Source organism: Marinobacter maroccanus (assembly GCF_002933275.1).
Taxonomy (GTDB): domain Bacteria; phylum Pseudomonadota; class Gammaproteobacteria; order Pseudomonadales; family Oleiphilaceae; genus Marinobacter; species Marinobacter maroccanus.
On the sequence record NZ_PSSX01000001.1, the window covers coordinates 362,355 to 388,403 of the forward strand.

Annotated in this window: 22 protein-coding genes and 3 tRNA genes; 17 read left to right on the forward strand and 8 right to left on the reverse strand. The window is 57.3% G+C overall.

Annotation, left to right across the window (positions count from 1 at the left end; all coding sequences use genetic code 11):
* Positions 1-80 precede the first annotated feature (80 nt).
* Both KEHDKFFH_RS01660 and KEHDKFFH_RS01665 read left to right on the forward strand, forming a co-directional pair.
* Positions 81-392 carry an MGMT family protein gene (locus KEHDKFFH_RS01660; protein WP_104320306.1) on the forward strand — a complete coding sequence of 104 codons (312 nt, stop codon included), beginning with the start codon at positions 81-83 and terminating at the stop codon, positions 390-392.
* A gap of 149 nt (positions 393-541) precedes the next feature.
* Complete coding sequence (locus tag KEHDKFFH_RS01665) at positions 542-1,063, forward strand: REP-associated tyrosine transposase (RefSeq protein ID WP_104320307.1); 522 nt, start codon at positions 542-544, stop codon at positions 1,061-1,063.
* Positions 1,064-1,347: 284 nt separating this feature from the next.
* On the opposite strand, the gene KEHDKFFH_RS01670 is transcribed toward KEHDKFFH_RS01665, so the two are convergent.
* Complete coding sequence (locus KEHDKFFH_RS01670; RefSeq protein WP_104320308.1) at positions 1,348-2,109, reverse strand: SDR family oxidoreductase; 762 nt, start codon at positions 2,107-2,109, stop codon at positions 1,348-1,350.
* Positions 2,110-2,494: 385 nt separating this feature from the next.
* Here KEHDKFFH_RS01670 and KEHDKFFH_RS01675 point away from each other — a divergent pair, with 385 nt between their 5' ends.
* The 8 genes from KEHDKFFH_RS01675 to gspD all read left to right on the forward strand — a co-directional run bounded on the left by KEHDKFFH_RS01675 (position 2,495) and on the right by gspD (position 12,124).
* Positions 2,495-3,043: an FxsA family protein gene (locus KEHDKFFH_RS01675; protein ID WP_104320309.1), complete on the forward strand. Its 549-nt coding sequence runs from the start codon at positions 2,495-2,497 to the stop codon at positions 3,041-3,043.
* A 194-nt stretch (positions 3,044-3,237) separates the two neighbouring features.
* Positions 3,238-3,525: a co-chaperone GroES gene (gene groES, locus KEHDKFFH_RS01680; protein ID WP_008171363.1), complete on the forward strand. Its 288-nt coding sequence runs from the start codon at positions 3,238-3,240 to the stop codon at positions 3,523-3,525.
* A 78-nt stretch (positions 3,526-3,603) separates the two neighbouring features.
* Positions 3,604-5,256 carry a chaperonin GroEL gene (gene groL / locus KEHDKFFH_RS01685; RefSeq protein WP_104320310.1) on the forward strand — a complete coding sequence of 551 codons (1,653 nt, stop codon included), beginning with the start codon at positions 3,604-3,606 and terminating at the stop codon, positions 5,254-5,256.
* 996 nt (positions 5,257-6,252) lie between these two features.
* Positions 6,253-7,950, forward strand: coding sequence for a group II intron reverse transcriptase/maturase (gene ltrA, locus KEHDKFFH_RS01690; RefSeq protein ID WP_104320311.1), 1,698 nt, complete (start codon positions 6,253-6,255; stop codon positions 7,948-7,950).
* Positions 7,951-8,010: 60 nt separating this feature from the next.
* Entirely contained in the window at positions 8,011-8,235 is a 225-nt protein-coding gene (locus KEHDKFFH_RS01695; protein WP_104320312.1) for a DUF2188 domain-containing protein, read from the forward strand.
* 256 nt (positions 8,236-8,491) lie between these two features.
* Positions 8,492-9,283 (forward strand): type II secretion system protein N, encoded by a 792-nt coding sequence (gene gspN / locus KEHDKFFH_RS01700; protein WP_104320313.1) that lies wholly within the window; start codon positions 8,492-8,494, stop codon positions 9,281-9,283.
* A gap of 1 nt (position 9,284) precedes the next feature.
* Positions 9,285-10,139 (forward strand): type II secretion system protein N, encoded by an 855-nt coding sequence (locus KEHDKFFH_RS01705; protein ID WP_104320314.1) that lies wholly within the window; start codon positions 9,285-9,287, stop codon positions 10,137-10,139.
* 32 nt (positions 10,140-10,171) lie between these two features.
* Positions 10,172-12,124 carry a type II secretion system secretin GspD gene (gspD, locus tag KEHDKFFH_RS01710; RefSeq protein WP_104320315.1) on the forward strand — a complete coding sequence of 651 codons (1,953 nt, stop codon included), beginning with the start codon at positions 10,172-10,174 and terminating at the stop codon, positions 12,122-12,124.
* A gap of 4 nt (positions 12,125-12,128) precedes the next feature.
* Here the strand turns inward: gspD and KEHDKFFH_RS01715 are convergent, their stop codons facing one another.
* The 6 genes from KEHDKFFH_RS01715 to purE form a co-directional block, all read right to left on the reverse strand.
* Positions 12,129-14,126, reverse strand: a complete 1,998-nt coding sequence (locus KEHDKFFH_RS01715) for a M48 family metallopeptidase (protein WP_104320316.1) — start codon at positions 14,124-14,126, stop codon at positions 12,129-12,131.
* An 11-nt stretch (positions 14,127-14,137) separates the two neighbouring features.
* On the reverse strand, positions 14,138-14,725 hold the full coding sequence (locus KEHDKFFH_RS01720) for a LemA family protein (RefSeq protein ID WP_104320317.1): 588 nt from the start codon (positions 14,723-14,725) through the stop codon (positions 14,138-14,140).
* 22 nt (positions 14,726-14,747) lie between these two features.
* Positions 14,748-16,808 (reverse strand): putative bifunctional diguanylate cyclase/phosphodiesterase, encoded by a 2,061-nt coding sequence (locus KEHDKFFH_RS01725; protein WP_104320318.1) that lies wholly within the window; start codon positions 16,806-16,808, stop codon positions 14,748-14,750.
* Between the two features lie 284 nt (positions 16,809-17,092).
* A complete protein-coding gene (gene sodB, locus KEHDKFFH_RS01730; protein ID WP_064228770.1) occupies positions 17,093-17,671 on the reverse strand; it encodes a superoxide dismutase [Fe] in 579 nt (192 codons plus the stop codon).
* Positions 17,672-17,742: 71 nt separating this feature from the next.
* On the reverse strand, positions 17,743-18,861 hold the full coding sequence (locus KEHDKFFH_RS01735) for a 5-(carboxyamino)imidazole ribonucleotide synthase (protein ID WP_104320319.1): 1,119 nt from the start codon (positions 18,859-18,861) through the stop codon (positions 17,743-17,745).
* Between the two features lie 169 nt (positions 18,862-19,030).
* Positions 19,031-19,522, reverse strand: a complete 492-nt coding sequence (gene purE / locus KEHDKFFH_RS01740) for a 5-(carboxyamino)imidazole ribonucleotide mutase (protein WP_104320320.1) — start codon at positions 19,520-19,522, stop codon at positions 19,031-19,033.
* Between the two features lie 295 nt (positions 19,523-19,817).
* On the opposite strand from purE, the gene KEHDKFFH_RS01745 reads away from it, so the two are divergent.
* The 6 genes from KEHDKFFH_RS01745 to KEHDKFFH_RS01770 all read left to right on the forward strand — a co-directional run bounded on the left by KEHDKFFH_RS01745 (position 19,818) and on the right by KEHDKFFH_RS01770 (position 22,597).
* On the forward strand, positions 19,818-20,798 hold the full coding sequence (locus KEHDKFFH_RS01745) for a hypothetical protein (protein WP_104320321.1): 981 nt from the start codon (positions 19,818-19,820) through the stop codon (positions 20,796-20,798).
* 140 nt (positions 20,799-20,938) lie between these two features.
* Positions 20,939-21,811: a DUF2846 domain-containing protein gene (locus KEHDKFFH_RS01750; protein WP_104320322.1), complete on the forward strand. Its 873-nt coding sequence runs from the start codon at positions 20,939-20,941 to the stop codon at positions 21,809-21,811.
* Between the two features lie 49 nt (positions 21,812-21,860).
* The gene (locus KEHDKFFH_RS01755; RefSeq protein ID WP_104320323.1) at positions 21,861-22,118 is read left to right on the forward strand and encodes a hypothetical protein; all 258 of its coding nucleotides are present in this window, start codon (positions 21,861-21,863) and stop codon (positions 22,116-22,118) included.
* 161 nt (positions 22,119-22,279) lie between these two features.
* Positions 22,280-22,355, forward strand: a tRNA-Val gene (locus tag KEHDKFFH_RS01760).
* Positions 22,356-22,422: 67 nt separating this feature from the next.
* Positions 22,423-22,499 (forward strand) — tRNA-Asp (locus KEHDKFFH_RS01765).
* A 22-nt stretch (positions 22,500-22,521) separates the two neighbouring features.
* Positions 22,522-22,597, forward strand: a tRNA-Val gene (locus tag KEHDKFFH_RS01770).
* Between the two features lie 158 nt (positions 22,598-22,755).
* Here the strand turns inward: KEHDKFFH_RS01770 and KEHDKFFH_RS01775 are convergent.
* Positions 22,756-24,162, reverse strand: a complete 1,407-nt coding sequence (locus KEHDKFFH_RS01775) for a 3-oxoacyl-ACP reductase (RefSeq protein ID WP_104320324.1) — start codon at positions 24,160-24,162, stop codon at positions 22,756-22,758.
* A gap of 394 nt (positions 24,163-24,556) precedes the next feature.
* Here KEHDKFFH_RS01775 and KEHDKFFH_RS01780 point away from each other — a divergent pair, with 394 nt between their 5' ends.
* Positions 24,557-25,894: an acetyl-CoA C-acetyltransferase gene (locus tag KEHDKFFH_RS01780; protein ID WP_192875726.1), complete on the forward strand. Its 1,338-nt coding sequence runs from the start codon at positions 24,557-24,559 to the stop codon at positions 25,892-25,894.
* The last annotated feature ends 155 nt before the right edge of the window (positions 25,895-26,049 follow it).

Below are 26,049 nucleotides of genomic sequence, written 5' to 3' on the forward strand. Positions count from 1 at the left end.
TACGATTGCGAGGAGTTCAACTCAGGGCCGTAGGTCGGATTAGCAACGCGTAATCCGACAAGAAACGAGACGCCTAAATCATGTCCGAACCAACAAAGGACCAAAAAATCTGGCAAGTCGTCGCCGCCATCCCGCCCGGCCGCGTCGCCAGCTACGGCCAGGTAGCCGCCATGGCCGGCCTGGGGCGCCAGGCCCGATACATAGGCCGAGCCCTGGGCAAGTTGCCCGCCGGTCACAGTATCCCCTGGTTTCGGGTTATCCGTAGCAACGGCCAGATTGCGTTCCAGGAAGGCTCCGATGCCTACGAAACTCAGGTGGGCAGATTGAAAGGTGAGGGCGTAGAGGTCGTCAACGGTCGAATTTCCATGCGCCGCTTTCAATGGCAACCGTAGGCCAGAATAGCCAAAGCAACCATTATCCGACTTGATAGTAGGTCGGATTAGGCAAAGCCGTAATCCGACAACCCAGAGCTCAAAAGTCGTAGGTCGGGTTAGGCTCAAAGAGCCGTAACCCGACAAGAACCCAACTCATACAAGGACGTATGATGAATTACCGCAGAAACCGCGTACACGGCGGCACCTATTTCTTCACCGTCGTAACAGCCGATCGCACCCCTGTATTCAATTCACCCGCTGCCGTTGCCTGTCTGCGGACGTCGTTCGGCTCTGTCATGCAACGTTTTCCCTTTGTAATAGATGCCATGGTGGTACTCCCGGATCATCTTCACAGCATATGGACATTGCCCGAAGGCGATCATGATTTCTCCAGGCGTTGGCGATTAATAAAGACAGGGTTCACGAAGGGAGCTAAAGACATCCAAGGGCTTCCAATGTGTGGAAATGGTTCGCTGTGGCAGAAGCGGTTTTGGGAGCATACGATCCGGGATGGCCAGGACTTTGAACGGCATGTTGATTACATCCATTTCAATCCTGTGAAGCATGGATATGTTGCGAGGGCTTCGGATTGGCCGTATTCCAGTTTTCATCGATATGTTCGAGAAGGGGTGTTGCCAGTTGATTGGGCGGTTGATGAGGATTTGCTGGTTGGGGTTGGGCGGGAGTAGGTGCTTGGTTGGCAAATTTCGAGCTGGTTGTCGGATTACGCTTCGCTAATCCGACCTACGCCGCTGGCGTGAAGAGGGCTGTCGGATTCCGCTTTGCTAATCCGACCTACCTGTGACGGATGGTGGGGAGTCTGGATTTTGTCGGATTACGGCTGCGCCTAATCCGACCTACGTGGCTAAGCTAATCGGACCTACGGGGTGCCGGGCCGCGGCGCTGCAATTGTAGGTCGGATTAGGCCCAACGGGCCGTAATCCGACATTTGTCGCTCAGCCTTGGTACCAGGTTACAGCCTCAGAGCACCATCCACCTCAAGCATCCGCCCGGACACATAGTCGTTCTCAAAGATGAACGCAGCGGCCGATGCAATCTCTTCCGGTTTGCCCATGCGCTTCAGCGGAATGCCGGCGGTCATTTTTTCCAGGGCTTCCGGTTTCATCGAGGCGGTCATTTCGGTTTCGATGAAGCCCGGGGCGATACCGGCACAGCGGATACCGTAGCGGGCGAGTTCCTTGGCCCAGACGGGAACCAGGGCGGAGACACCGGCCTTGGCGGCGGAGTAGTTGCTCTGGCCCATGTTGCCGGCGCGGGAGATGGAGGCGATGTTGATGATCACGCCCTGGTCGCCGTTCTTGATCATCTGGGTGGCGGCTTCGCGACCGCAGAGGAAGACGCCGGTGAGGTTTACGTCGATGACGGCCTGCCACTGGGACAGCTCCATGCGGCGCTCAACTTCGCCATCTTTCACTTTGACCATCAGGCCGTCCCGGAGGATACCGGCGTTGTTGATCAGGCCATTGAGGTGGCCGAAATCCTTTACGATGGCTTCAAAGGTTTTTTCGACGTCTTCTTCCTTGGCGACGTTGCAGACGTAGCTTCTGGCCTCGGAGCCCGCGGCCACGCAAGCGGTGACGGCTTCGTCCAGCTTCTCCGGCATCAGGTCGATGAGCGCGACTTTTGCCCCTTTGGCGGCAAGGTATTCGCCCATGGCACGGCCAAGGCCCTGGCCGCCTCCGGTAATTGCAATCACGGAATCTTGAAGTTTCATGTTTTGCCCTAACTACTGTTATCAGGTGGTTTTACGGTTGCTGTGCGTCTGTGTGGTTATTTTTGGTGCGCGGAGTATATCAAATACGACTATGGTGGGGTTTAGCCTTGTCGGATTACGCTTCGCTAATCCGACCTACCAGGCTTTGATCATGAAGATGGGGTCAGAAGAAGGCTTTCTTCTGACCCCTGTGCACGTCGGATTACGGCTTTGCCTAATCCGACCTACGCTTGAAGCATAGGCCGGTACTGTAGGTCGGGTTAGCGAAGCGTAACCCGACAAAAAGACACCCAAGATCAGAGCATAACCGAGGTCGGCTAAGCGAAGTACTGTAGGTCGGGTTAGCGAAGCGAAACTCGACAAGATACGAACCAATGGAGGCACTTTGTCCGTATTCCTTTTTCTCTTCATTATCATGCCAATCGCCGAGATGGCGGTACTGATCCAGGTCGGCGGCATGATTGGTGTGCTCAATACCGTCGGGCTGGTGCTGCTGACCGCCGTTATCGGTGCGTGGCTGCTTCGCCAGCAGGGTCTGGCGACGCTGTTGAGGGCCAATCAGCGGCTGAACAGTGGTGAATTGCCCGCCAAAGAGGTTGCCGAGGGGCTGATACTGGCCATTGGGGGTGCCTTGCTGCTCACTCCGGGCTTTATTACCGATACCGTCGGCTTCCTGTGCCTGATTCCGGGAACCCGCCACTGGCTCGCAGCGCAGGCGCTCAAGCGCATGGTGGTGGCTGGCCAAAGCCGCGGAAGCAGCTTCTATTTTCGTGCCGGTGGTGGTTCGAATCCCTTCGGACAGGATCCGTTTGGTGGCCGGGAAAACCCGTTTGGCCCGCAGCGTCCGTTTGATCGGGACAGTAACGGCAACATCATCGAAGGCGAGTATCAGGACGAGACGGAATCCGATCGGGACCGGATCGAAAAAAAGTGAAAAAATTTTCTCTCCGGGGTGTTGAAAACACCTACCAGCTACCCCAAATAGGAACCACAAGTTCGCCGCAGGCTGATTTCCACTGAAAACAGTTGGTTATCCAGCCGGGCAATTTGTCGGATCAGGCTTGGCCTGTCCGACTTACATCAACAATGTCATTGCCACATTAATCTGACTATTGGAGAAACCGAGCAATGAAAATTCGTCCGCTACACGATCGTGTTGTCGTGCGCCGTAAGGAAGAAGAAGAGAAAACTGCGGGTGGCATCGTGCTGCCGGGTAACGCCAAAGAGAAGCCTTCCCAGGGCGAGGTGATTGCCGTTGGTAACGGTCGCATCCTGGAAAACGGCGAAACCCGCTCACTGGCGGTCAAGGTGGGTGACACCGTGGTCTTCGGCCAGTACGCCGGTAACACCGTCAAGATCGACGGCGAAGAGCTGCTCATCATGAGCGAGAGCGACATCTACGGCGTGCTTGAGTGATCGCTGAGGCGAATCGCACGAACTCTCATTAATCCGATTGATTCAACAACTTCGGTTTAACGAACAGGAATAGAAGACATGGCAGCAAAAGACGTTAAATTCGGTGATAGCGCGCGTAAGCGCATGGTCGCAGGCGTCAACGTTCTGGCAGACGCGGTTAGAGTGACCCTCGGCCCGAAAGGCCGTAACGTGGTTCTGGAAAAGTCCTTCGGCGCGCCGACCATCACCAAAGATGGTGTTTCCGTAGCCAAGGAAATCGAACTGTCTGACAAGTTCGAGAACATGGGCGCCCAGATGGTAAAAGAAGTGGCTTCCCAGGCCAACGACACAGCCGGTGACGGTACCACTACTGCAACCGTTCTGGCTCAGTCCATCGTTAACGAGGGTGTGAAGGCTGTTACTGCCGGCATGAACCCGATGGATCTGAAGCGTGGCATCGACAAGGCCACTACTGAAGCTGTGAAGGCGATCCGCGAGATGGCCAAGCCCTGCGACGACAGCAAGATGATTGCCCAGGTTGGCACCATCTCCGCCAACGGCGACGAGACCATCGGTAAGATCATCGCCGATGCGATGCAGAAAGTTGGCAAGGAAGGCGTCATCACCGTTGAGGAAGGCCGTGGCCTGGAAGACGAGCTGGACGTGGTCGAAGGTATGCAGTTCGACCGTGGCTTCCTGTCTCCGTACTTCATCAACAACCAGGACAACATGTCTGCCGAGCTGGAAGACCCGTACATCCTGCTGGTAGACAAGAAGATCTCCAACATCCGCGAATTGCTGCCGGTGCTGGAGTCTGTTGCCAAAGCTGGCAAGCCGCTGCAGATCATCGCTGAAGATATTGAAGGCGAAGCGCTTGCTACTTTGGTAGTGAACAACATGCGTGGCATCGTGAAAGTCAACGCCGTGAAGGCGCCTGGCTTTGGTGACCGTCGCAAGGAAATGCTGCAGGACATCGCGATTCTCTCCGGCGGTACCGTAATTTCTGAAGAGGTCGGCCTGACTCTTGAGAACACCACCCTGGATGACCTGGGCACAGCCAAGCGTGTGAACGTCACCAAGGAAAACACCACCATCATTGGCGGTGCTGGTGCGCAGGCGGACATCGAAGCTCGCGTAGAGCAGATCCGCAAGCAGATCGAAGACAGCTCTTCCGATTACGACAAGGAAAAGCTGCAGGAGCGTGTTGCCAAGCTGGCTGGCGGTGTTGCCGTCATCAAGGTTGGTGCCGGTTCCGAAGTGGAAATGAAAGAGAAGAAGGCCCGCGTTGAAGACGCGCTGCACTCTACCCGCGCTGCGGTAGAAGAGGGTATCGTGCCGGGCGGCGGTGTTACCCTGATCCGTGCCATCGCGGCTCTGGACAAGGTAGACGCTATCAACGACGAGCAGAAAGCCGGTGTGAACATACTACGCCGTGCCATGGAAGCTCCCCTGCGTCAGATCGTATACAACGCAGGCGGTGAATCTTCTGTAGTGGTTGCCAAGGTTCGCGACGGCGAAGGCTCCTTCGGCTACAACGCTACTACCGAAGCCTACGGCGACATGCTGGAAATGGGTATCCTGGATCCTGCCAAGGTGACCCGCTCCGCGCTGCAGGCGGCCGCTTCTGTTGCTTCCCTGATCATCACCACCGAGGCGATGGTTGCGGACGAGCCGCAGGACGAGTCTGCCGGCGGCGGTATGCCCGACATGGGTGGAATGGGCGGCATGGGAGGCATGGGCGGCATGATGTAGTGCGACGAGAGTCGCGCAGGTAGCTAGCCTGGCGGAACTACTCCCTAGTACCCACCGCATGGTTCGGTGGGTACGCCCAACCTCCGCAGAAAATAGCAATTGAAAAACCCGTTATCCGGGTCTCTCTTGATCCGGGTAACGGTCGTCTTCAATGAAGACGTCGTTCACGGTATTGGTGAGGCCAATATCACCTTCCAAAAGAAGGCGGATATTCAGAGCTGCTGCTGTCTACCCGACAGTCGTTAGTCTCGGGGTAATCGCGTTATCAATAGCTATGCTGGCACCTGCCGGCGTAAGCCATTTCTGTCATTGTCTCACCTACTCCATATCTGGAGTCGGCAGCGAGACCTGTTGTTCAGCCAACAGTAGCCTAGGGATAGTGCATCACTGGTAACGGTGTTGTGCGAAGCTTCCTGACAATGTAGCCCCCGAAAGGGTGAGATCGGCCCGTGAGGGCAGTCTCAGAACCTGCAAGCAACATGCGGGTGAGGCGCTAGGCTGGTCGGTATGGTCAACGTAAGTGAACTGCTGATAAACACCGTCAACCGCAAAGAGCCAAAGTTGCTGTCAGGCTTTGACCAAAAGGTGCGTGGCTGGATACCTCTTTTACATCTGGGGGTACGCTGACACACAGCCACCGGTGGATAGGCAGGACCTAACCCGTCCGTGTGATAGATCTGGAACTCGGTAAGCCCGTATTCCCGCCGCAAGGCAGGCCAACCGTAAGGGACGCTGTTGGGAATGCGTGGTAGAGGAGGTCAGAAAAAGCGAATGTCTGGCTGTAATCGCTGGAATAGGGGTTCGAAATTTGCCCTGACCGGAAACGGTGCTGACTTCTGACTGGTCTTTGATCGCGTTAAGGCTTGTAAAGCCAACAAGAGAGGTCTGATCCCCAAGGGCTCAGACCAAACAATGAATCCCTCGTGGGGTGTTTACTAACCCCGCGAGGGGCTAGTGCGCACTGCCGTCCGAGGGTTAACTCTGGAGGACAGCAAGATGTGTACTTCAACAGAAGTATCTGCGTGCTCCCACCTTGCCAATGGATGGCATTCGATTGACTGGGAAACCTGTCATCGAAGGGTGCGTGGGCTACAGGTACGAATCGCGAAGGCGGCTAAGAATCAGCAATGGCGCAGGGTTTCCTCCCTGCAACGAATGCTGGTTCGCTCCTTCTCAGCAAAAGCAATCGCTGTGAAGCGAGTTACAGAAAACCGGGGCAGGAAAACCCCGGGTGTCGATGGCCAAACATGGAGCACTCCCAGCTGTAAGTGGGAAGCGATTGGTCTGTTGGAGCGTCGAGGCTATAAGCCGCGGCCGCTCAAACGAGTCTATATTCCGAAGTCGAATGGCAAACGCCGGCCGCTAGGAATACCAACGATGCTGGATCGTGCTATGCAGGCTCTATATCTGTTGGCATTGGAACCGGTGTCGGAGACTACGGCTGACCGCAACTCCTATGGGTTTCGTCCTCATCGTTCAACCGCAGATGCGATTGAACAGCTGTTTGTGAATCTGGGGCGCCGTAACTCGGCCACCTGGGTTCTTGAGGGCGATATCAAGGGGTGTTTCGATAACATCAGTCACGACTGGCTCGTTGCCAATGTCCCTTTGGATAGGGCAGTTGTCAGGAAATGGCTGAAGGCAGGATACATGGAGTCCGGCCTGCTGAATCCGACTGAGGCGGGTACCCCGCAAGGGGGAATCATCTCGCCGGTGTTGGCCAATCTGGCTCTTGATGGATTGGAAGAGGTGTTGGAAACCCATTTTGGGAAGAAAAACACCAAAGCCAGCTACAAGACCAAGGTCAACTATGTGCGCTACGCGGATGACTTCGTCATCACTGGTATCTCAAAAGAGTTGCTAGAGGAAGAAGTTCTGCCGCTCGTTGAAGCCTTCATGGCTGAGAGGGGGCTGGAGCTTTCGACAGAGAAAACCGTCGTGACGCATATTGAGGACGGGTTCGACTTCTTGGGTCAGAACATCAGGAAGTACGGGGATAAGCTGCTAATAAAGCCGTCCCACGACAACCTGAGAAGCTTTCTTAAGAAGGTAAGGGACGTGGTGAAAGGTAACAAAACGGTTCCGGCGTGGATGCTGGTGGATATGCTCAATCCGATAATTCGGGGCTGGGCGAACTACCATAGACACGTTGTGGCTAAGGAAACCTTCAACTACGTGGACTATCGTATCTGGAAGTTGCTATGGCAGTGGTGCAAGCGGCGGCATTTAAACCGTCGTAAGCGCTGGGTGCGGGAGAAGTACTTCAAGCGCGCTGGGAAGCGAAGCTGGGTATTTTCCGACGTATACCCCGGTGGCAAGATCGCCGCACTGCTTTATGCAAACGACACGACGATTCAGCGGCACACGAAGATCAGGGCCGAAGCCAATCCGTATGACCCATCGGATGAACAGTATTTCGAGAAACGCATGGACTACGCTTGGAAAATCTCGGAGTACGGTCGACGGAGAGTGCATCAGCTCTGGATTCGCCAGTTCAAACGCTGCCCGATGTGTAATCAGCACATCACGTTCGAGACGGGGTGGAATACCCATCATGTTCACGAGCGACACAAAGGCGGTAGTAACAAGCTGGAAAACTTGGTGCTGTTGCATCCGAACTGTCATCGACAGCTCCACGCGACAAAAATGCCACAATATATGGTGCAAAATGGGAGAAAAATCCCTATATGTTGACTTTTGGTTAAAAAGTGTACATGCTTATGGTGCTTGTTCAGCAATGAGAGGCGAGTAGGTATGTCCGGCAAAAATCAGCATGTTGTACCAAGGGAAAATGGCTGGGGTGTTCGCGGCGAAGGAAACGGCCGAGACACATCCCATCACGCGACGCAGCAGGAAGCTATTGATGCGGCGCGTGAGATCGCAAGGAGACAACAGAGCGAGATGTTAATCCATGGCAGGGACAATAAGATTCGTGACCGTAATTCGTACGGTAACGATCCTTACCCTCCTAAAGGTTAGTCGCTCTGCGCCGGCTTGTTCGTAATCGAACAGGCTTCCAAAGGCTTGAGCCGTATGCGGGGAAACTCGCACGTACGGTTCTTAGGGGAGGGGTGGCCAGCAATGGCTGCTCCTTACCCGACATGCCGGCCTGATCCTGGCCCCTGAAAAACCCCGCGTTGGTTCACGCTAACGCGGGGTTTTTGTTTTTTTGTCATGAACTTGCCCCATGCCTTTGCTAGACTCGGCTTCCGGTCCATTATCTGTGCAACGCCGAATGAGTGACGCTGAACCCAAATCCTTTCTTCGCCCCGGCAAGGTATTTCTGTTCCTGCTGCTGGGCGTTCTGGTATATCTGCTGTCACTGGTTTTTCTGGTACCTGCGGGATGGGTCTGGCAGCAGGCCTCTGGCCATGTATCTTTGCCCGCCCAAGTGCAGGTCCAACAGGTCGCCGGCAAGCTCTGGGACGGCGAGGCCGGAGTTGTTGTTGCTGGCTTCCCGCTACGTGTTGACTGGCGGCTTCACATACCCTCTGTCACCAGTTTCGAGTGGCCAGCCAGAATTTCCGTGGAATCGTCAAAATCGTCGCTCAACGGCAATGTTACGATCGGCTGGCCTGCCAGCGCCCAGCTGGATGCCAATGGTCGGGTTATGGTTGCCGAGTTTGAAGACCTGATCCGCCAGAGCGGCGGCGCCATGATCGAAGGCGAGGTGATGATCGACCGGCTGGAGATGGCCTGGGCCGATAACCGGATCACCCGGGCCGAGGGCCTTGGGCGCTGGGATGGCGGCCTGGTGACCTGGCCAATGGGCGACCAGCGGGGGCAAGCGGAATTTCCGCCCATGCAGGCAACCATGGACACCAGCCAGGGTGGTGTTGCCTTGACCGTTTCCGAGCAGGGCGGACAGGGGCCGGCGGCGGACGCGACGGTAATGTGGAACGGAATGATGGAACTGCGTGTCTACAAGCGCATGGTGGATCTTGCCGGTCAGCCCTGGCCGGATTCGGCCAGCCCCGGCGATGTGGTGTTCCGGGTGCGCCAGCCTCTCGTACCGGGGGCGCGATAATATGGCTCTGTTAAGTACCCCGGCCCAGAGCCGGATTTCGCGGGTCCTCGCGAACCTGTTGTTGCTGGTGCTGGTGGTGTATCTGGCTGTCGCTCTCGCCCGAATGACTTGGTTATTCGCCTGGGACGACAGGCCGGTTCCCAGCGCGCCAGCGTCAAACAGCGCCGGGAACATGGCTGGGGGCAACCGCCTGACGACCTCCATGTCTGTGTATGATTTTTTCGGGCGTTCGGAGCGGCCGGTTGAGGTGGCGGAAGCCGTTCGCCGTTCGGCTCCGGAAACCCGCCTTCGGCTTCGGCTGGAAGGGGTGCTGGTAGCACAGCGCCCGGAGGACTCCGGTGCTATAGTTGCGGGAAGCAATGGTGAAACGGCCTATTACCGGGTTGGGGAGATGTTGCCCGGCAATGCCGAGCTGGCGGAAGTGGAGCCCGGGCGTATTCTGATTCGTCGGGGCGGGCGATACGAGACCCTGACGTTTGAAGAACAGGTAAGCTCAGATCTGGTTGCAGAGGTGGCCGCCGAGCCGGCAGAATCAGGGCCGGATGCATTCCTGGCCAGCGCCCGCGAACAGATTGACAGCCAGGGCATTGCCGCACTGGCGCCCTTCGGGTTGAGCCCGGTGGACGACAGCGGTATGTCCGGGTATGTATACGACGGCTCTAACGCCATGCTCAATGCCGTCAACCTGCAGGCCGGTGATGTGATAACCGCCATCAACGGTCAGCGACTGGGTGATATCAGCCAGGACAAGGCCCTGCTTGAGAACTGGCGGGGCCAGGCCCAGCTGGAAATAGAAATCGAGCGTGACGGATCCATCCTCACCATCAGTTATGCCATACCCGAGCAGTGGCGCTGACCGGGTTCATCGAAACAGGACGAAATCGCCAGATGTATAACCACAAGATCAATCTTTTGCGGGCCATTGTCCTGCTTGTTCTCCTTCCCTTTATGTCCCTCGCGCACGGGCAGGAAGCCGAGACATGGCGGCTGAATCTCAAAGACGCCGATATCCGTGCCTTCGTGACCCAGGTGGCCGATATTACCGGGTACAGTTTTGTGGTGGATCCGAGGGTGAAGGGCAAGGTCACCGTGCTGTCCAGCGCGCCCATGAACAAGGATGAGATTTACGACCTGTTCCTGGCGGTTCTGAACGTTCACGGCTTTACCGCCATCCCCGGGCAGGAAGTGATCAAGGTGGTTCAGCAGGTCGACGCCAAGCAGTCGGCGGAAATCCTGGAGCGATTTTCCGAAACACCCTCCGAGCAGCTGATTACCCGGGTTATCCAGATTGACAACGCCAACGCCCTGGAGCTGGTGCCGATTCTGCGCCCGCTGGTGGCGAAGTATGGCCACCTAGCCGGAGTTGCCGCTGCCAACGCGCTGATCATCAGCGATCATTCCTCAAATATCCAGCGTATCGAGCAGATTGTCCGGGAGCTGGATAGCCCGTCCAAGTACGAAGTCGAAGTCATCCAGCTTAAGGAAGCCTGGGTGGGCGATATGGTTACGCTGCTTCAGGAACTGGCCCCGGATGAACTGGGTCGGGCCGGGGGTGACAATGCCGCCAGAAAGTACAGCATTACCGCGGACGAGCGCAGTAACCGTCTCATTCTGCGGGGCGACGAAACCTTCCGTGACAAGATGCGAGGCCTGATCCGGCAGTTGGATCAGCCTTCAGCCACCGGTGGCGCTACCAAGGTGCTGCGGCTGAAGCACGCCGATGCCAAGAATCTCACTGAAATTCTCAAGGGTGTGATGGGCGAGCTGGTCAAAGAAGGCTCAGGGTCAGGGGGCTCCGCTGGAGGCTCACGGCCGCAAAGCAATTTCGCGGTTTTCGCCGATGAAGGGCTGAACGCACTGGTGGTTCGAGGCGAGCCATCCCTGATGCAGGAAGCGGAACAGATTGTGGCAGCACTGGATGTGCGTCGTGCCCAGGTCATGATTGAGGCAGCCATTGTCGAGATCAGTGACGAACTGGGCCAGGATCTGGGCGTGCAGGTTGCGGTGGGTGACGAGTCCGGCGAATCCACGCCGGTCGCCGGTACCAACTTCGGCAACGTGGGTCGCAGCCTGGGTGAGGTGCTTAGCGCGATTCTGAGCGGATCTGCCATTACCCCCGCAACGGGCGGCATCACCGTTGGGGCCGGCCAGCGAAACGAGAATGGAGTAAGTTGGGGGATTCTCCTGCAGGCGCTTTCTACCTCGGCGGCTGCCAACCTCCTTTCCACGCCGAGTATCATTACCCTGGATAATCAGGAATCGGAAATTATTGTGGGCCAGAACGTGCCGTTCCGCACCGGGCAGTCTACTGTCACCGGCGATGGCACCACCAACCCATTTACCACCATCGAGCGTCGCGATATTGGTCTGACCCTCAAAGTCACCCCGACCATCAGCGCCGATGGCCTGGTTCGACTGGTGGTGGAGCAGACCACGGAGAGCGTGGCCGACAGCATCGAGAATGCCTCGGATATCGTCACCAACAAGCGGGAAATCAAGACCACGGTGCTCGCCGACGACGGTGAGACCATTGTCCTGGGTGGTTTGACCCGTGATGATTATCAGGTCAACAAGAGCAAGGTGCCCCTTCTGGGCGACATACCGTTTATCGGGCGTCTGTTCTCATCGGAATCGGAGCGCCGGGTGAAGCGTAACCTGCTGGTGTTCCTGCGCCCGAAAATCATGCTGGGCAAGGAGGAAGCCGTTGCGGCTACTTCCGACAAGTTCAATCAGCTGTGGGATGTCAATCTGAACATCCGTGAAAAGCTGGGTATCCCCATCGAAGAGCAGCGCCCGACAGTGGACGCGCTGTTCGAAGACGGAAGCTCCCGGGTTCAGTAATTCCTCAGACAGCCAGTGGCGGCATCGGACAATCCATCTGGTCCGCCACCAGTCGCATCAGTTCGTATTCCCGGGTTTCCACTTTCCCGTCGCGGGTGATGCAGTGCCCGCAGGCATCAATGATCGCCGGTTTCAGCAGAGGCGAAAGGCCGTTCAGCGCAGTCAACGCCTCCCGTAACTGGCGCATGGTGACTTTCTCCAGAACAGGTTCAACACCATCCTTCGCATTCATGAAACCTGCCATGGCTTCCCGGTAGAGTTTTTCGGCGTCAGCCCGGGAGGCAGAGCCAGCCCGTGCCATCAGGCTCAGGAGGCGCTGCAGGGCCGGCATGACCGGTTTGTAGCTCTTGTAGCGGACCGGTACTACTCTGGCTGCCTCATCGCCCAGGTGGCGTGACAGGAAGCTTGTCAGAGCCAGTTCGAACAGGGTGACCCGGTTATCCGCGGCGACCAGCTTCTGGACATTGGTGATCAGTATTTCCCGTTCTTCCGGGTCCAGCTTGCGCAGCGCTGGCATGGCCAGCTCAAGAGCAGGGAAGCGGACGCCCTCACCAATGGTTCTCAGCGCCGGCAGCAGTTTTTCCAACAGGTCCGGCTGGCTGCCCAATACCGGGTGAGATGGCAGCAGGTTCAGTCGTTCCATTTGCTGCGGGCGCGGCAGTTCACTGATCAGCATGGCATAGCAAAGCTGTGTTGCTCCCGCGCGGGTGTAGAGCAGGTTTCGGAAGGTGGCTGGCAGTCGCTCCAGGAAGCGCAATGCGAAATCTTCGCTTTGCCGATTGATGGTTCCCACCTGATCTGAAAATTTCCGGCCCGGCTTTATGGTCTTCTCCGGGCTGGATGCGAGTGGCGAGGTTCTCCCGCTCCTACCGGTGACAGACCCGAGGATGTCGGATGCCGCGCCGGTGAACCCCGCTGCTCCGGCTTCCGATGCAGACGCAGATCCGCGGTACAGGCCGGCACCTGGCTCGGTGTCGCGAAGCCGGCTTCGTAGCCTGGCCAGCATTCCCGGTTGAATGGCGTTGATACGCTCATCGATCGGCGGATGGGATGCCAGCAGCGAGGTAAACTTCATCCGGGCACTCTCGCCAAAGCACATGTGGTTCATGTCGCTGGCGTGGCTGGTGGTGTCCAGATAGCCGCCTTTCATGCCGATCTTGAACAGGGCGCCGCCGATACCCTCGGGGTTACGGGTAAACTGCACGGAGGAGGCATCTGCCAGCATCTCCCGCTGCCTGGAGACCGCCGCCTGTATCAGCCGGCCAAAGAAAACCCCCACATAGCCGATCACGAACAGGGCGAGGCCGATAATGCCCATGGCCGCCTGGGCCCGCCCGTCCCGGGACCGGCCCACTCGGTGACCACGGTAAAAGGAAGCCCGAAGCAGGAAGCCACCGATCTGGCCGATCATCAGGATACCGGCGAGCAGGGCAATGAGACGGACGTTCAGCCGCATGTCCCCGTTGAAAATATGGCTGAATTCGTGAGCAACCACGCCCTGCAGTTCGTCTCGCGACAGCTGGGTGATGGCGCCGTGGGTGACGACCATGACGGCTTCGCCGGGCGTATAGCCTGCTACGAAGGCATTGATGCCGGTTTCCTGGTCCATCACATAGAGTTCCGGCACCGAAACACCGCTGGCAATGGCCATTTCCTCGACAATGTTGCGCAGTTTGCGCTCGTCACTGTCCCGGGTATCGGGATCAATCGGTCGCGCGCCGACCATTTTGGCCACCCGGTCGCCGCCGCCGGCCAGGTCAACCCAGCGGAGCAGGGAGCCCAGAACAATCAGGGCGACAACGGTAACGGCCGTCAGAAGGCCATGATTGGAGAGCAGCCAATGATGGAACGCGAGACCGGAGGATTCGCTGCGGGTCACGAAATAGCCGACAAGACAGACGGCGAGCGTAATAAACGCGACCGCCGTCAGGAAAAGGAATACCAGCAGACTGGTGTTGCGCCGGGCGTGGGCCTGGCGCTGAAAGAAACCGGGATGAGCCATGCCTCAGGGCCTCAGAAGGCCACTTTCGGTGCCTGACGGGCTTCCGGTGATTCCAGTTCCAGTTGCGACGTTTCCTTGAACGCAAACATGCCCGCAATCACGTTGTTGGGAAACTGCTCCCGGAAAATGTTGTAGCTCATTACGCCGTCGTTATAGGCCTGGCGAGCAAAGGCGACGCGGTTCTCGGTGCTGGAGAGTTCTTCCATCAGTTGCTGGATGGTTTCATTGGCCTTCAGCTCCGGATAGTTCTCCGCCACGGCGTAAAAGTTGGCAAGGGCTTTGGTCAGCAGGTTCTCGGCGCTGCCCAGGCGCTGGATCTTGGTTCCGTCGCCTGGATCCTTGGCGGCATCCTTTTGGGCGCTGACTGCATTGTTACGGGCTTCCATCACCTGGGTGAGGGTGCTTTTCTCATGGTTCAGATAGGCTTTTGCGGCTTCCACCAGGTTCGGAATCAGGTCGTGCCGACGCTGCAGTTGCACATCTATCTGGGCAAACCCGTTCTTGAACTGGTTGCGCAGGGAAACCAGGCGGTTGTAAATAAAGACCAGATAGAAAACAACGACGGCAATGACAATCACGCCGATAACTGTGGTTCCCATGGCAACTCCTCAGGGTGATGGTTCAGACGTTATTTTCCACGATTTGCTCGTGGAAACCTTTTACAAAGGTCTCAAATTCACGCGGCGGCAACGGCTTGCTGAAGAAATAGCCCTGGGCCAGCTTGCAGCCGCGCTGACTCAGGTAGTATTCCTGTTCGGCCGTTTCCACACCTTCAGCAACCACGGACAGATTCAGACTCTTGCCAAGATCGATGATGGTGTTTGCGATTCGGGTGTCTTCCTCATTGACCAGGAGGTCCCGGATAAACTGTTTGTCGATCTTCAGATGCTGCACCGGCATCTGTTTGAGGTAGGTAAGGGAAGAGTAGCCGGTGCCAAAGTCGTCCACTGCGATGCTGATTCCGGCCTTGTTAAGCCTGTGGAGTTTGGCCACAGCATCTGAAAGGTTGGTCATGAAGCTGGTTTCGGTCACCTCAAGTTCCAGTCGCCCGGCAGGAATCTTGTGTCGTCGCAAGGTGTCGAGGATGTCATCGACGATGGTTTCCTGGCGCAACTGTACCGCTGAGAGGTTCACGGCAATGCGCAGTGGAGTGCCATCGGATGCCCAGCGTGCCGCCTGCCAACAGGCCTGGTCCAGAACCCACTGGCCAATTTCAACAATGGAGCCATTCGTTTCGGCGACGGGAATGAAAAAGTCGGGAGGAACCATGCCGCGAGTCGGGTGATCCCAGCGCAGCAACGCCTCGGCCCCGATCACACGTTTGCTTTCAAGGTTGATCTGGGGTTGATAAACCAGGTGCAACTGGTGGTTGGCCAGCGCCTGGGACAGATCCTTTTCCAGTTGCTTCCGGTCCCGGATTTCCTGATCAATGCTGGCAACGTAGAACTGGAAGTGGTTGTGGCCGTTCTGCTTGGCCAGGGTCATGGTCTGTTCGGCACTCTGAAGTAGCCGGTCTGGCTGGTTGGTGTCAGACGGGTACAGCGCAACGCCCATGGTAGCCGTCATTGAAATGCTCTGCTCCTCGACCAGCATGGGCGCGCTGATACAGGCAAGGATGCGCTCGGCCGTGTCCGCCGCCTGGAACCCGTCCCGGAGTCCTTTCTGAACAATCACGAACTGATCGCTGCCCAGGCGGGCAATGGTAAAGCGGGCGTTGTCCAGCTTGTTGGTCAGCCGGTCTGCGACCGTCTGCAGGATAAGATCGCCAGAGCGGAAACCACACTGCTCGTTCACCGACTTGAAGTCGTCAATGCCGCAGACAATCAGAGACAGCTGAGAGTTGCGTTTGTTGGCCTCCTCAATGTCCCGCTCCAGCAATTCCATAAAGGTATCCCGGCTGGGCAGGCCGGTGAGCTGATCGTAGCGGGACAGGCGGCTTACCCGATCCTCGGCCTCGCGATGACGTTTCTGGCTGTCACCAATGGCGACCAGGAGATTGTTGGTGGCGTTTACCCACAGCCCCAGCTCGTCGCTCTGATGGCCGGGTGGCGTAGTGACCAGGCGGTCATCCGGGTGAGCCGGGTCCACCTGCTTCACGGAACTGACGATTCTGAGAAGTGGGCGCGTCAGAAGCAGATGGAAAACATAAAAAAGCACCATCCCGAGGATGAGGGCCGTCGCTATACCGGACGCGAAGGTGACTGCCGCCCGGTCGAGCCAGGTGCGCGCAGCCGGTGCCGTATCGTAATGAACATCCAGGTAGCCGTAGACATCCTCCGGATTACCTTCCCGGAAAAGAGGTTCCCGGAACATGCGTTCCGCATCGAAGAAGGGATCGGTAACCGGGCGAAAGGCGGTTTGCTGCAAAGGACGGTCGCGATTACCGAGTGGCTCGCCTTCCGGATGAACGATTCGGGCCATGTGTATCGCTTCCTTCGCAAAGAGACCGTCCACCACTTGCTGGGCGAGTTCGGCATCTATGCTGAACACTGCCTGGGTGGCGGCGTCTTTTACCATCGCGATTGTCTGCTCGGCGTCATTGTCCAGCCCCCTGGACACGCGCTGGGCATCCAGAATGACCTGTATGGTGCTGACAATTACGCCACTGACAAGGGCCACGGCAAGAATCCACCGTAAGATTCGATAGCCCAGGCGATGTTCAACCTCGAAGGAGTTTTGCATTCAAGCCTGTCTTATTCCGATTATGCAGGACGATCGTTCCGCACTGCTCAGGGCGAAAATGTCGCACGTCGGGCGATGTGCTTGGGGCCTCACCCTGATTATTGTTGCTAAGTATGGTTCACAGTTGCGATATCTTCATTGAGTATCGGCGATTTTTTCAAAGATTTCAGGGTGTGGTTGTATCAAATTGTAATTGCTCTGGTATGACAGACACAAAAACGCCCGCCGGGGGGCGGGCGTTTCAACACAGCCTGTACAGACTATGTCTGGAAGCGGAGCTTCGATCAGGCCAGGTTTTCGTTCACGAAATCCCAGTTGACCAGGTTCCAGAAAGCTTCCAGGTAGTTCGGACGGGAGTTGCGGTAGTCGATGTAGTACGCGTGCTCCCAAACGTCGACGGTCAGCACCGGTTTGTCGGCGCCGGTCAGCGGCGTTTCAGCGTTGCTGGTGTTAACGATGCCAACACTGCCGTCGGCTTTCTTCACCAGCCAGGTCCAGCCAGAACCAAAGTTGTTGGCGGCCTTGTCGTTGAATTCTTTCTTGAAGTCTTCGAAAGAGCCGAACGCCTTCTCAATGGCTTCCTTGGCTGCACCGGTCGGCTCACCACCACCGTTCGGGCTCAGGCAGTGCCAGTAGAAGGTGTGGTTCCAGACCTGTGCGGCGTTGTTGAACAGCGGGCCGCTGGCGCTCTTGATGATGTCTTCAAGAGACTTGTTGGCGTTGTCAGTACCTTCGATCAGGCCATTGAGCTTGGTGACGTAGGTGTTGTGATGCTTGCCGTAATGGTACTCAAGAGTTTCCTGAGAGATGTGCGGTTCCAGTGCGTTCTTTTCATAAGGCAGTGCGGGAAGTTCAAATGCCATGAGGTCGTTCTCCCTGTCTCTCTGTTTATGTTGATGTACGTGAACCCAATATAGGGTCGATTTGCTTCAGATCAACCCTTTGGTGTTAAAGAACTTTTAAACTCGGGGCTACCGGGCAGGAACTGCGCGCAGTTCTTCACCCGCCACACCAGTTCTTCATAACTGTCGGCCAGTATGTTCACATGGCCCAGCTTCCGGCCCGGCCGTTCACCTTTATTATAGAGGTGAACATGGGCATAGGGCAGTTCGAGAATGCGGTCGATGTCGCCATGCTCGCCGATGATATTGATCATGCAGCTTACGCCACGGGGCGCAACATTCCCAAGAGGGTGTCCGCTCACCGCGCGGATATGGTTCTCGAACTGGCTGGTCATTGCCCCTTCAATGGTCCAGTGCCCGGAATTGTGAACCCTGGGGGCCATCTCGTTGGCTACCAGGCCATCGGCCGTCTCGAACAGTTCCAGTGTTAATACGCCGACATAATCCAATTCGTTCAGCAGTGCCTTGATGTATCGTTCGGCATCTTCCTGAACATGCTTTGCAAGTTTTGGCGCCGGGGCAATCGAGTAACGCAGAATCCCCTCGTGGTGGGTATTCTCCGCCATCGGGTAGAATGCCAGCTCACCGTCTTCAGCCCGGACGGCGATAATCGATACTTCCCGGTGGAAGTCGACAAACTTTTCTACGATCAGGCGCGGGTGGCCGATGGATTCCCAGGCGGCCTCTGCCTCCTCGGGCGTTCTGAGCACAGCCTGGCCTTTGCCGTCATAGCCTTCGGTGTTGGATTTCGCCACTACCGGGCAGCCAAGTTCCTCGGCAGCGGCTTTCAATGAGGCGGCGCTATCGGCAATTTTCCATTCGGGCGTGGGGATGCCCAGTTGGCCGAACAGGGTTTTTTCGGCTTCCCGGTTCTGGCACACCTGCAGGGCGCGAGGACACGGGTGGACCGGTTTGTGGGCGGCGATTTTCTCAGCCACCTCTACCGGCAGGTGTTCAAACTCATAGGTAACGCGGTCGACGCGGGAGAGGAAGTCATCCAGGTATTCGCCGTCCCGGTCGATAATGACTTCACCAAGGCCGGCACTGGGGCTGCCGGACATGTCGTAGAAAACAAAGGTCTTGGCCAGTGGGTATCCGGCCAGTGCCAGCATTCTTCCCAGTTGGCCGGCTCCCAGTACACCAATTCTCATTTGTGTTCTCCTGCCTCTGTTCGGCATTTTTCAAAAGTTGGGGAAGCGGGCGGGGCCGTGTGTCCAAAACTGTAGAGGGCCATGGATGGCCCGAAACAAGCGCACATGGACGTGCTTGTAGCGTGTTTTGGACACACGGCCCCGGGCGCTTCTTGCTCCGAATCTAGCGTCACTGGTCCCGAGGATCAGGATTATCCAGTATGGTCTGCGTTTGGGTAGACCGGAATTCTTCCACGGCTTCCCGTACATTGTTGTCGGAGGTGCCGATAATCTGTGCTGCCAGCAGGCCAGCATTGGTGGCGCCTGCTTTGCCGATGGCCAGGGTGCCGACGGCGATGCCGCCGGGCATCTGGACGATGGACAGCAACGAATCCAGACCGTTCAGGGCTTTGGACTGAACAGGCACACCCAGGACCGGCAGGGCGGTTTGTGAGGCAACCATACCCGGCAGGTGCGCTGCGCCGCCGGCGCCGGCAATAATGACTTTCAGACCGCGGTCTGCGGCGGTTTTGGCGTAGTCAAACAGCAGATCCGGAGTGCGATGAGCCGAGACGACTTTGGTTTCATAGGCCACGCCGAGTTTTTCGAGCATGTTGGCGGCGTGTTCCATGGTGGGCCAGTCGGATTTGGAGCCCATGATGAGTCCTACAAGCGGCTGCATATGCAACAGTCCTGTGATAATTGGAAAGCCGGCCATTGTATGTTTTGCCTACTTACCATGCAACAAAGCCCGGTGCAGGTCGTGGTTGGCATTTCTTTTCCAGAAACCGCTACGAGCACTTCCATGTGCGCTTGACTGAAGCCATCCATGGCTTCAGACATTTCTGGAAAAGAAATCCCAACCACGCCCCAGACCTCAGTGTGGTCTTCCCGTAATGCACCTTTATTTCACCCTGCTTATAAGTATAGGTATTATCGGACCTTATTGTTTTAACCGTCCATAGTCAGGAGCTGTAATGGAACCCATCCGTCCAGATGATGATGAGCTGAGGGCTGAACGACCAATTGGTAGTGCCGAGCAGAAGAAGCCGGCAGTGAAAAAGTCCAGGCCATCTTCCGGTGGGAAAGGCGAGCCGTCGACACCAACGAAGCCTCCCAAAGGTGGCAAGGGCGGTAACGGGAGCAGTGGCGGTAATGGTCGCGGTAGCTCGGCGATGCTGTGGCTGCTGTTGATTGTGCTGGCCGTTGCGGCCGGGGCTGGTTGGTATTCGCAGGAGCAGCGGGTTCAGGCGTTGGAAGGTCAGCTTGAGGAAGCGGATTACTGGGCCCGTCAGAGCAAGCTGGCGCTGGCCCGGTTTGAGGGTGAGCTTTCGGAGACGGGGGAGAACCTGCAGGAGCGGGGGGCGTCGCTGGAGGACCAGCTGGCAGCGAATAAAAAGCGTCTTGATACGGCGGACAGTGAGATCCGGAAGCTTTGGGCGATTGCCAATGAGCGCAACAAGAAGCGTCTGGATGAACAGCAGGAGCGGATTGCTGCGCTGGAATCCGGCCTTGCGGAGGGTAAAAAGTCGATTGGCGCTCTGGAGACGTCGGTAGAGAAGGTTCGGTCGTCGCTTTCAGCGGATATTGCTGCTCTGAAGCAGCAGACGGAGACGTCGATCACAGCGCTGCAGGATGCCAACCGGCAGGCAACGGATCAGTTGACGAAACTGAGTCAGCAGCTGGCGGATGTGGATCAGGTCATCGAGAGCCGCATCCGGCGGTTTGAACAGGAGCAGAAACTCGGGATCAGTGGCATGGAGGGGCGGATTTCGGCCCTGGAGCGGGAGACGGATGAGCTGGCCGGCGATGGCCGGGTTCAGGCGCTCCGGAATGAGGTGGCCAGCCTCAAGCGAACGGTCGAGTCCATCGATGCTTCCCGTTCACAGCTGACTTCCCGTCTGGTTCGGCTGTCTGAAGAGGTGAATCAGCTGCGGAGTCAGGTCAGCGGGCAGTAACTGGCCCGCAGAGCATTTTGGTCTTAGGCATTTCGGGTTTTGTAACGGTTTGTAGCCATCCCTTGCGGTAGCTCTCATTTCTGGCGATTTGCAGTTGTTATGATCAGGCAACTCGCAATCAGGATGAAGAGTTAACAACAATGAAAACCCGAGTGCCTTCCGTTGTTCCCGTTCTCCGGCCGCTGGTGGCGGTATGTCTGTTGCTGGCGGTGTCGGGGTGTACGGTTTATCAGTCCATTGGTAAAAGCGTCGGCTCGTTCCTGCACCCGGTTTCCGGCCATGATTTCGTCCACATTGATAATGACAGCTGGGACCGGCGCAATGCCGTGCTGTATTTCTACCGGACCCATTCCCAATGGGCGGCCGACGAGATCGAAGCGCCCAGTGTCTACATTGACGACACCCACTATTTCAACATCCGCAACGACAGCTTCACCTGGCTGGAGGTAAGCCCCGGGGAGCGCCATATTGCCATGCGCCGGCCGTTGCTGGGGCTGGAGGGGATGAACTCCTTCAGTCTGAGCCTGATCGCCGATGCCACATTGGAAGTTGAGCCAGGCCAGATCTATTACCTGCGTTATAACGAGCTCTCAGAGCCGGGCCAACGGCATCCGGATCTGGATCCGGACCACCCGCTGACTCAGGGCGACCTGCAGCTGGTGACGCGGGAATACGCCATGCAGGCAGAGGAGATTGTTTCCACCCGTTTTCTGAACAGTGATCTGTTGGCACCGAACCACGCGGCTACCTCGATTGTGGAAGTGAACGAAGATCTGGATTACGAGCGGCAACTGGTGTTGCTGGAAGAGGAGCGGGAACTGGAGATCGAGCGCTTGAAGGAAGAGGGCAAGTACGAGTCGGCTTCCTGGTTCTGGCCATTCGGCGGTGGCCCCACGGTTCCCCTGGAGACAGATCGCAAGATTGAGAAACTGGAGCAGGAATACGCGGAACTGGAGCTGGAACGAGAGCGGCGGGAAGAAGCAGAATCCGGCGGCGGCTGGTGGATTTTCTGAGTGCTGACTACACTGACGGCAGGTGAAAGACGCGGGAACTTCAAAAACAATGGCTCTCAAGGATTCTCTCAGACTCAGATTCGAAAAACTGGCAGACGATGTTGTCCCTCAGCTTCTAGAGAGCTGGGGTGATCTGCAGAAACGGCTGGATGACCTGAACTGTTCCCTGGCCAACCGGGCCGTGCCGGAAGACAGGCGCAGCCGTGTCAGCGAGTTGTCCCTGCAGGAGAAAGCGCAGGAGGCGGGACAGGATCGTCCGGTTGTGCGAGCCGTTAAAGCGGCGGGCAAGGGCTCGCGGCAAAAGTGAATTTGCTCAAAAACCGTACGCTTTTGAATGGCTTGCAGGTTTTTTCAGAAATTTCAGGGAAAATATTTGACACCGCCAGCCAAATGCTTAAAATGCGCCTCTCACTTGGTTGAGACAGCAACGCTGGCCAGCAAGTGAGCGCCTTTGAAAGGCTTGAAAGTGGGTGGTTAGCTCAGCTGGGAGAGCATCGCCCTTACAAGGCGAGGGTCACTGGTTCGATCCCAGTACCACCCACCACTTTCAAATGCATCACCGGATCACCCCATCCGGTTTCAGGTTCGGGCCCGAGGGCCGGAATTGATGCGGAGCGGTAGTTCAGTTGGTTAGAATACCGGCCTGTCACGCCGGGGGTCGCGGGTTCGAGTCCCGTCCGCTCCGCCATTTTTATTCAAGAAGTATACCCGGGTGGTTAGCTCAGCTGGGAGAGCATCGCCCTTACAAGGCGAGGGTCACTGGTTCGATCCCAGTACCACCCACCAAAATTCTGAAGAAGGGCCGATCCGCAAGGATCGGCCCTTTTTTTGTGTCTTGGTTGTCGGATTACGCCGTCGGCTAATCCGACCTACAAAGACTTCAAAGACACCCCGTAGGTCGGATTAGGCGAAGCCGTAATCCGACACCGAGGCCCGGTCGATTCTTACTTGCCTATCAAAGACTGCCCGCAAACCCGCACAACATTGCCATTCACTCCATTGGACGCAGGGCTGCAATACCAGGCGATGGCTTCGGCCACATCCACTGGCTGCCCGCCCTGGGACAGGCTGTTCATCCTGCGACCGGCCTCGCGGATGGTGACCGGCATGGCCGCGGTCATCTGGGTTTCGATAAATCCGGGGGCAATGGCGTTGATGGTCACGCCGTTTTTCAGTTGCCGGGCCATGGCCTCCACATACCCGATTACCCCGCACTTGGCAGTTGAGTAGTTGGTCTGCCCGAAGTTACCGGCAATACCACTGATGGAAGAAATGCAGACAATGCGGCCGTTTTCTTTCATAAGCTCGCGCTTTGCAAGTTCCTCGTCGATCAACTCCTCGGCGGTCAGGTTGACCGCGATCGTCATGTCCCAGAAGTGCTCCGGCATGTTGCCCAGGGTTTTGTCGCGGGTAATGCCCGCATTGTGAATAACCAGGTCAACCCCGCTGAAATGCTCTTCGATGAAGTCGGCAATGAGCTTTGGTGCTTTGTCGTCGGTAATGTCACAGGCCAGAGCCTTGCCGTTGATGGCGGAGGTGACCTTTTGCAGATCTTCCATGGCTGGCGGAATGTCGAGGCCAATAACGGTGGCGCCGTCCCGCGCCAGGGTCTCTGCAATGGCGGCCCCGATGCCACGGGAGGCGCCCGTGACCAGTGCGACTTTTCCGGTCAGTGGGGCGACGGGGTTGGTCGTGGGCGCTGAATCGCTTTTGCCGATCTTGACGACCTGGCCGGATACATAGGCAGAGCGGGCAGAGAGGAAGAATCGCACGCTGGAGCCCAGTTGCTTCTCTGCTCCCGGCGCCATCCACAGCAGGTTTGCCGTGGAGCCTTTTTTGCCGATTTCCTTACCCACGCTGCGAACAAATCCTTCGAGGGCCTGCTGTGCAGCGGCCTGGGGCGCTTTTCTGCAGGTGGCGGGGTTCTGGCCAATGACCAGAACGCGAGCGTTACTGCCGAGTTTTTTGATGGTGGGGTGGAAAAAATCGTAAAGGGCCCGGAGGTCGTCCGGTCCTTTCAACCCGGTGGCGTCGAACACCAGGGCCGAGAATTTGTGGTCGATTTCTGACCCCAGATCCAGTGGTCGGGCTTTGTTCCCGGCTTTGGATGAGTCTTTCAGGCGGTCGTTGCCGCTGGCGTGGTGCAGCGTGGCGGCACTGGCGCTGAGGGTGCTGCCAATGGTCGCGATGGCTTTGCCGCCGGCTGCCGCACCAATGAGCACGTCACCTTCAATAAAGGGCTGGTCGGTTCGCTTGAGGCGCTTCAGCGGTACTGGCGCAGGCAGGCCGAGGGATTGTGCGGCGGTTTTGCCTACCGGGGTGTTTACTATTCTAAGATAGAGGTCAGACATGGGTGGCTTCCTTGTGTTTGCATTCGGGTTGCTGGATGCGAATCGTCCTACAGGGTAAAGAATCGGATAGTTTTTGGATTGACTCAATGCCTGTAGGGTGTTGTCAGGGGTGCCAATGAGGCATTGTCGGTTGTCGCTACACTTGTTTTCAGGTTGGGTTCAGGGAGCAATGGGGTTGGGCTTCCCAAAACACGCCCATGAATACCCCTGCGGGGTCCAGCCAGCAATCACAGATTGCTGTCGTTCGGCTGTCGCATGAAGCTTCGCTTCATAAGCGCTCGGCCTCACCGATGTAGGGCTCGGGCGCGCCATCCCTGGCGCTCCACGGTTCTGGGAAGCCTTCCCCCAATGTTCCCCCGGACATCACGGTTACTTCAAAACGGATGAATTGATCATGGCAGAAGCATCGAAAACTCCAAGTAAGAAAACCGCTACATCAAAAAAGACCACTGTCGCCCCCGCAGGTATTCGCCGCGTGGCGGTGATGGGTGGTAACCGGATTCCGTTCGCGCGCTCCAATACAGCGTACAGCAAGATCAGTAATCAGGAGTTGTTGACGTCGGCGCTACGGGGGCTGGTGGATCGGTACGGTCTTGAGGGGCAGCGGCTGGGTGAGGTGGCTGCCGGGGCGGTTATCAAGCATTCTCGGGATTTTAATCTGACCCGTGAGGCGGTGATGAGTTGTGGGCTGGCGCCGGAGACGCCGGCGTACGATATCCAGCAGGCCTGTGGCACGGGGCTGGAGGCGGCTATTCTGGTGGCCAACAAGATTGCCCTGGGGCAGATCGAGTGTGGCATTGCCGGAGGAACCGACACCACGTCGGATGCGCCGATTGGCGTGGGTGAGGGGCTTCGGGAGATTTTGCTGGATCTGAACCGGGCCAAGACCGCGGGCGAACGGCTTAAGATTCTGGGGCGGTTCCGGCCGGGCCATCTCAAGCCTGAGGTTCCGGAAAATGGCGAGCCCCGCACCGGTATGTCGATGGGCGAGCATGCCCAGGTGACGGCAAAGGAGTGGGATATTGCCCGTGAGGATCAGGATAAGCTGGCCTTTGATAGCCACCAGAAGCTGGCAAAGGCCTATGAGGAGGGTTTCTTCAACGATTTGCTGACGCCAATGGCGGGGCTTGAGAAAGACAACATTCTGCGGCCGGACACCACATTGGAGAAACTGGCCACGCTCAAGCCGGTTTTTGACCGGGAAAACGGCACCATGACGGCGGCCAACAGCACGGCGTTGACGGATGGCGCCTCATGCGTGTTGCTGGCCAGTGAGGAATGGGCGAAGGCTAATAATTACGAGGTCAAGGCCTGGCTGACGTTCTCCGAAGTAGCTGCCGTAGACTTCGTGGACAAGAAGGAAGGTCTGCTGATGGCGCCCGCCTATGCGGTGCCCCGGATGCTGGAGAAAGCGGGGCTGACTCTCCAGGATTTCGATTTCTATGAAATTCATGAAGCCTTCGCCGCTCAGGTACTCTGTACCCTGAAGGCCTGGGAGGATCCGGCCTTCTGCAAGGAGCGTCTGGGTCTGGACAAGCCGCTGGGCAGCATTGACCGCGACAAACTCAACGTCAAAGGCAGCAGTCTGGCCACCGGCCACCCCTTCGCGGCCACCGGTGCCCGCATCGTTGCGACGCTGGCCAAGTTGCTGGAGGAGAAGGGCAGCGGTCGAGGCCTCATTTCCATCTGCGCGGCCGGTGGACAGGGGGTTACTGCGATTCTGGAAAGGTAAGTTTGCGGAAAACTGGAACTTTCCTTTGACAGTGTCGGTCTCACCCCTTATCATGCGCGCCACGTTGATCAGGGGTTCCCTGAGAAACAACCAGTTTGATGCGGGGTAGAGCAGTCTGGCAGCTTGTCGGGCTCCCAATCCCGAGAAAGCCGGAG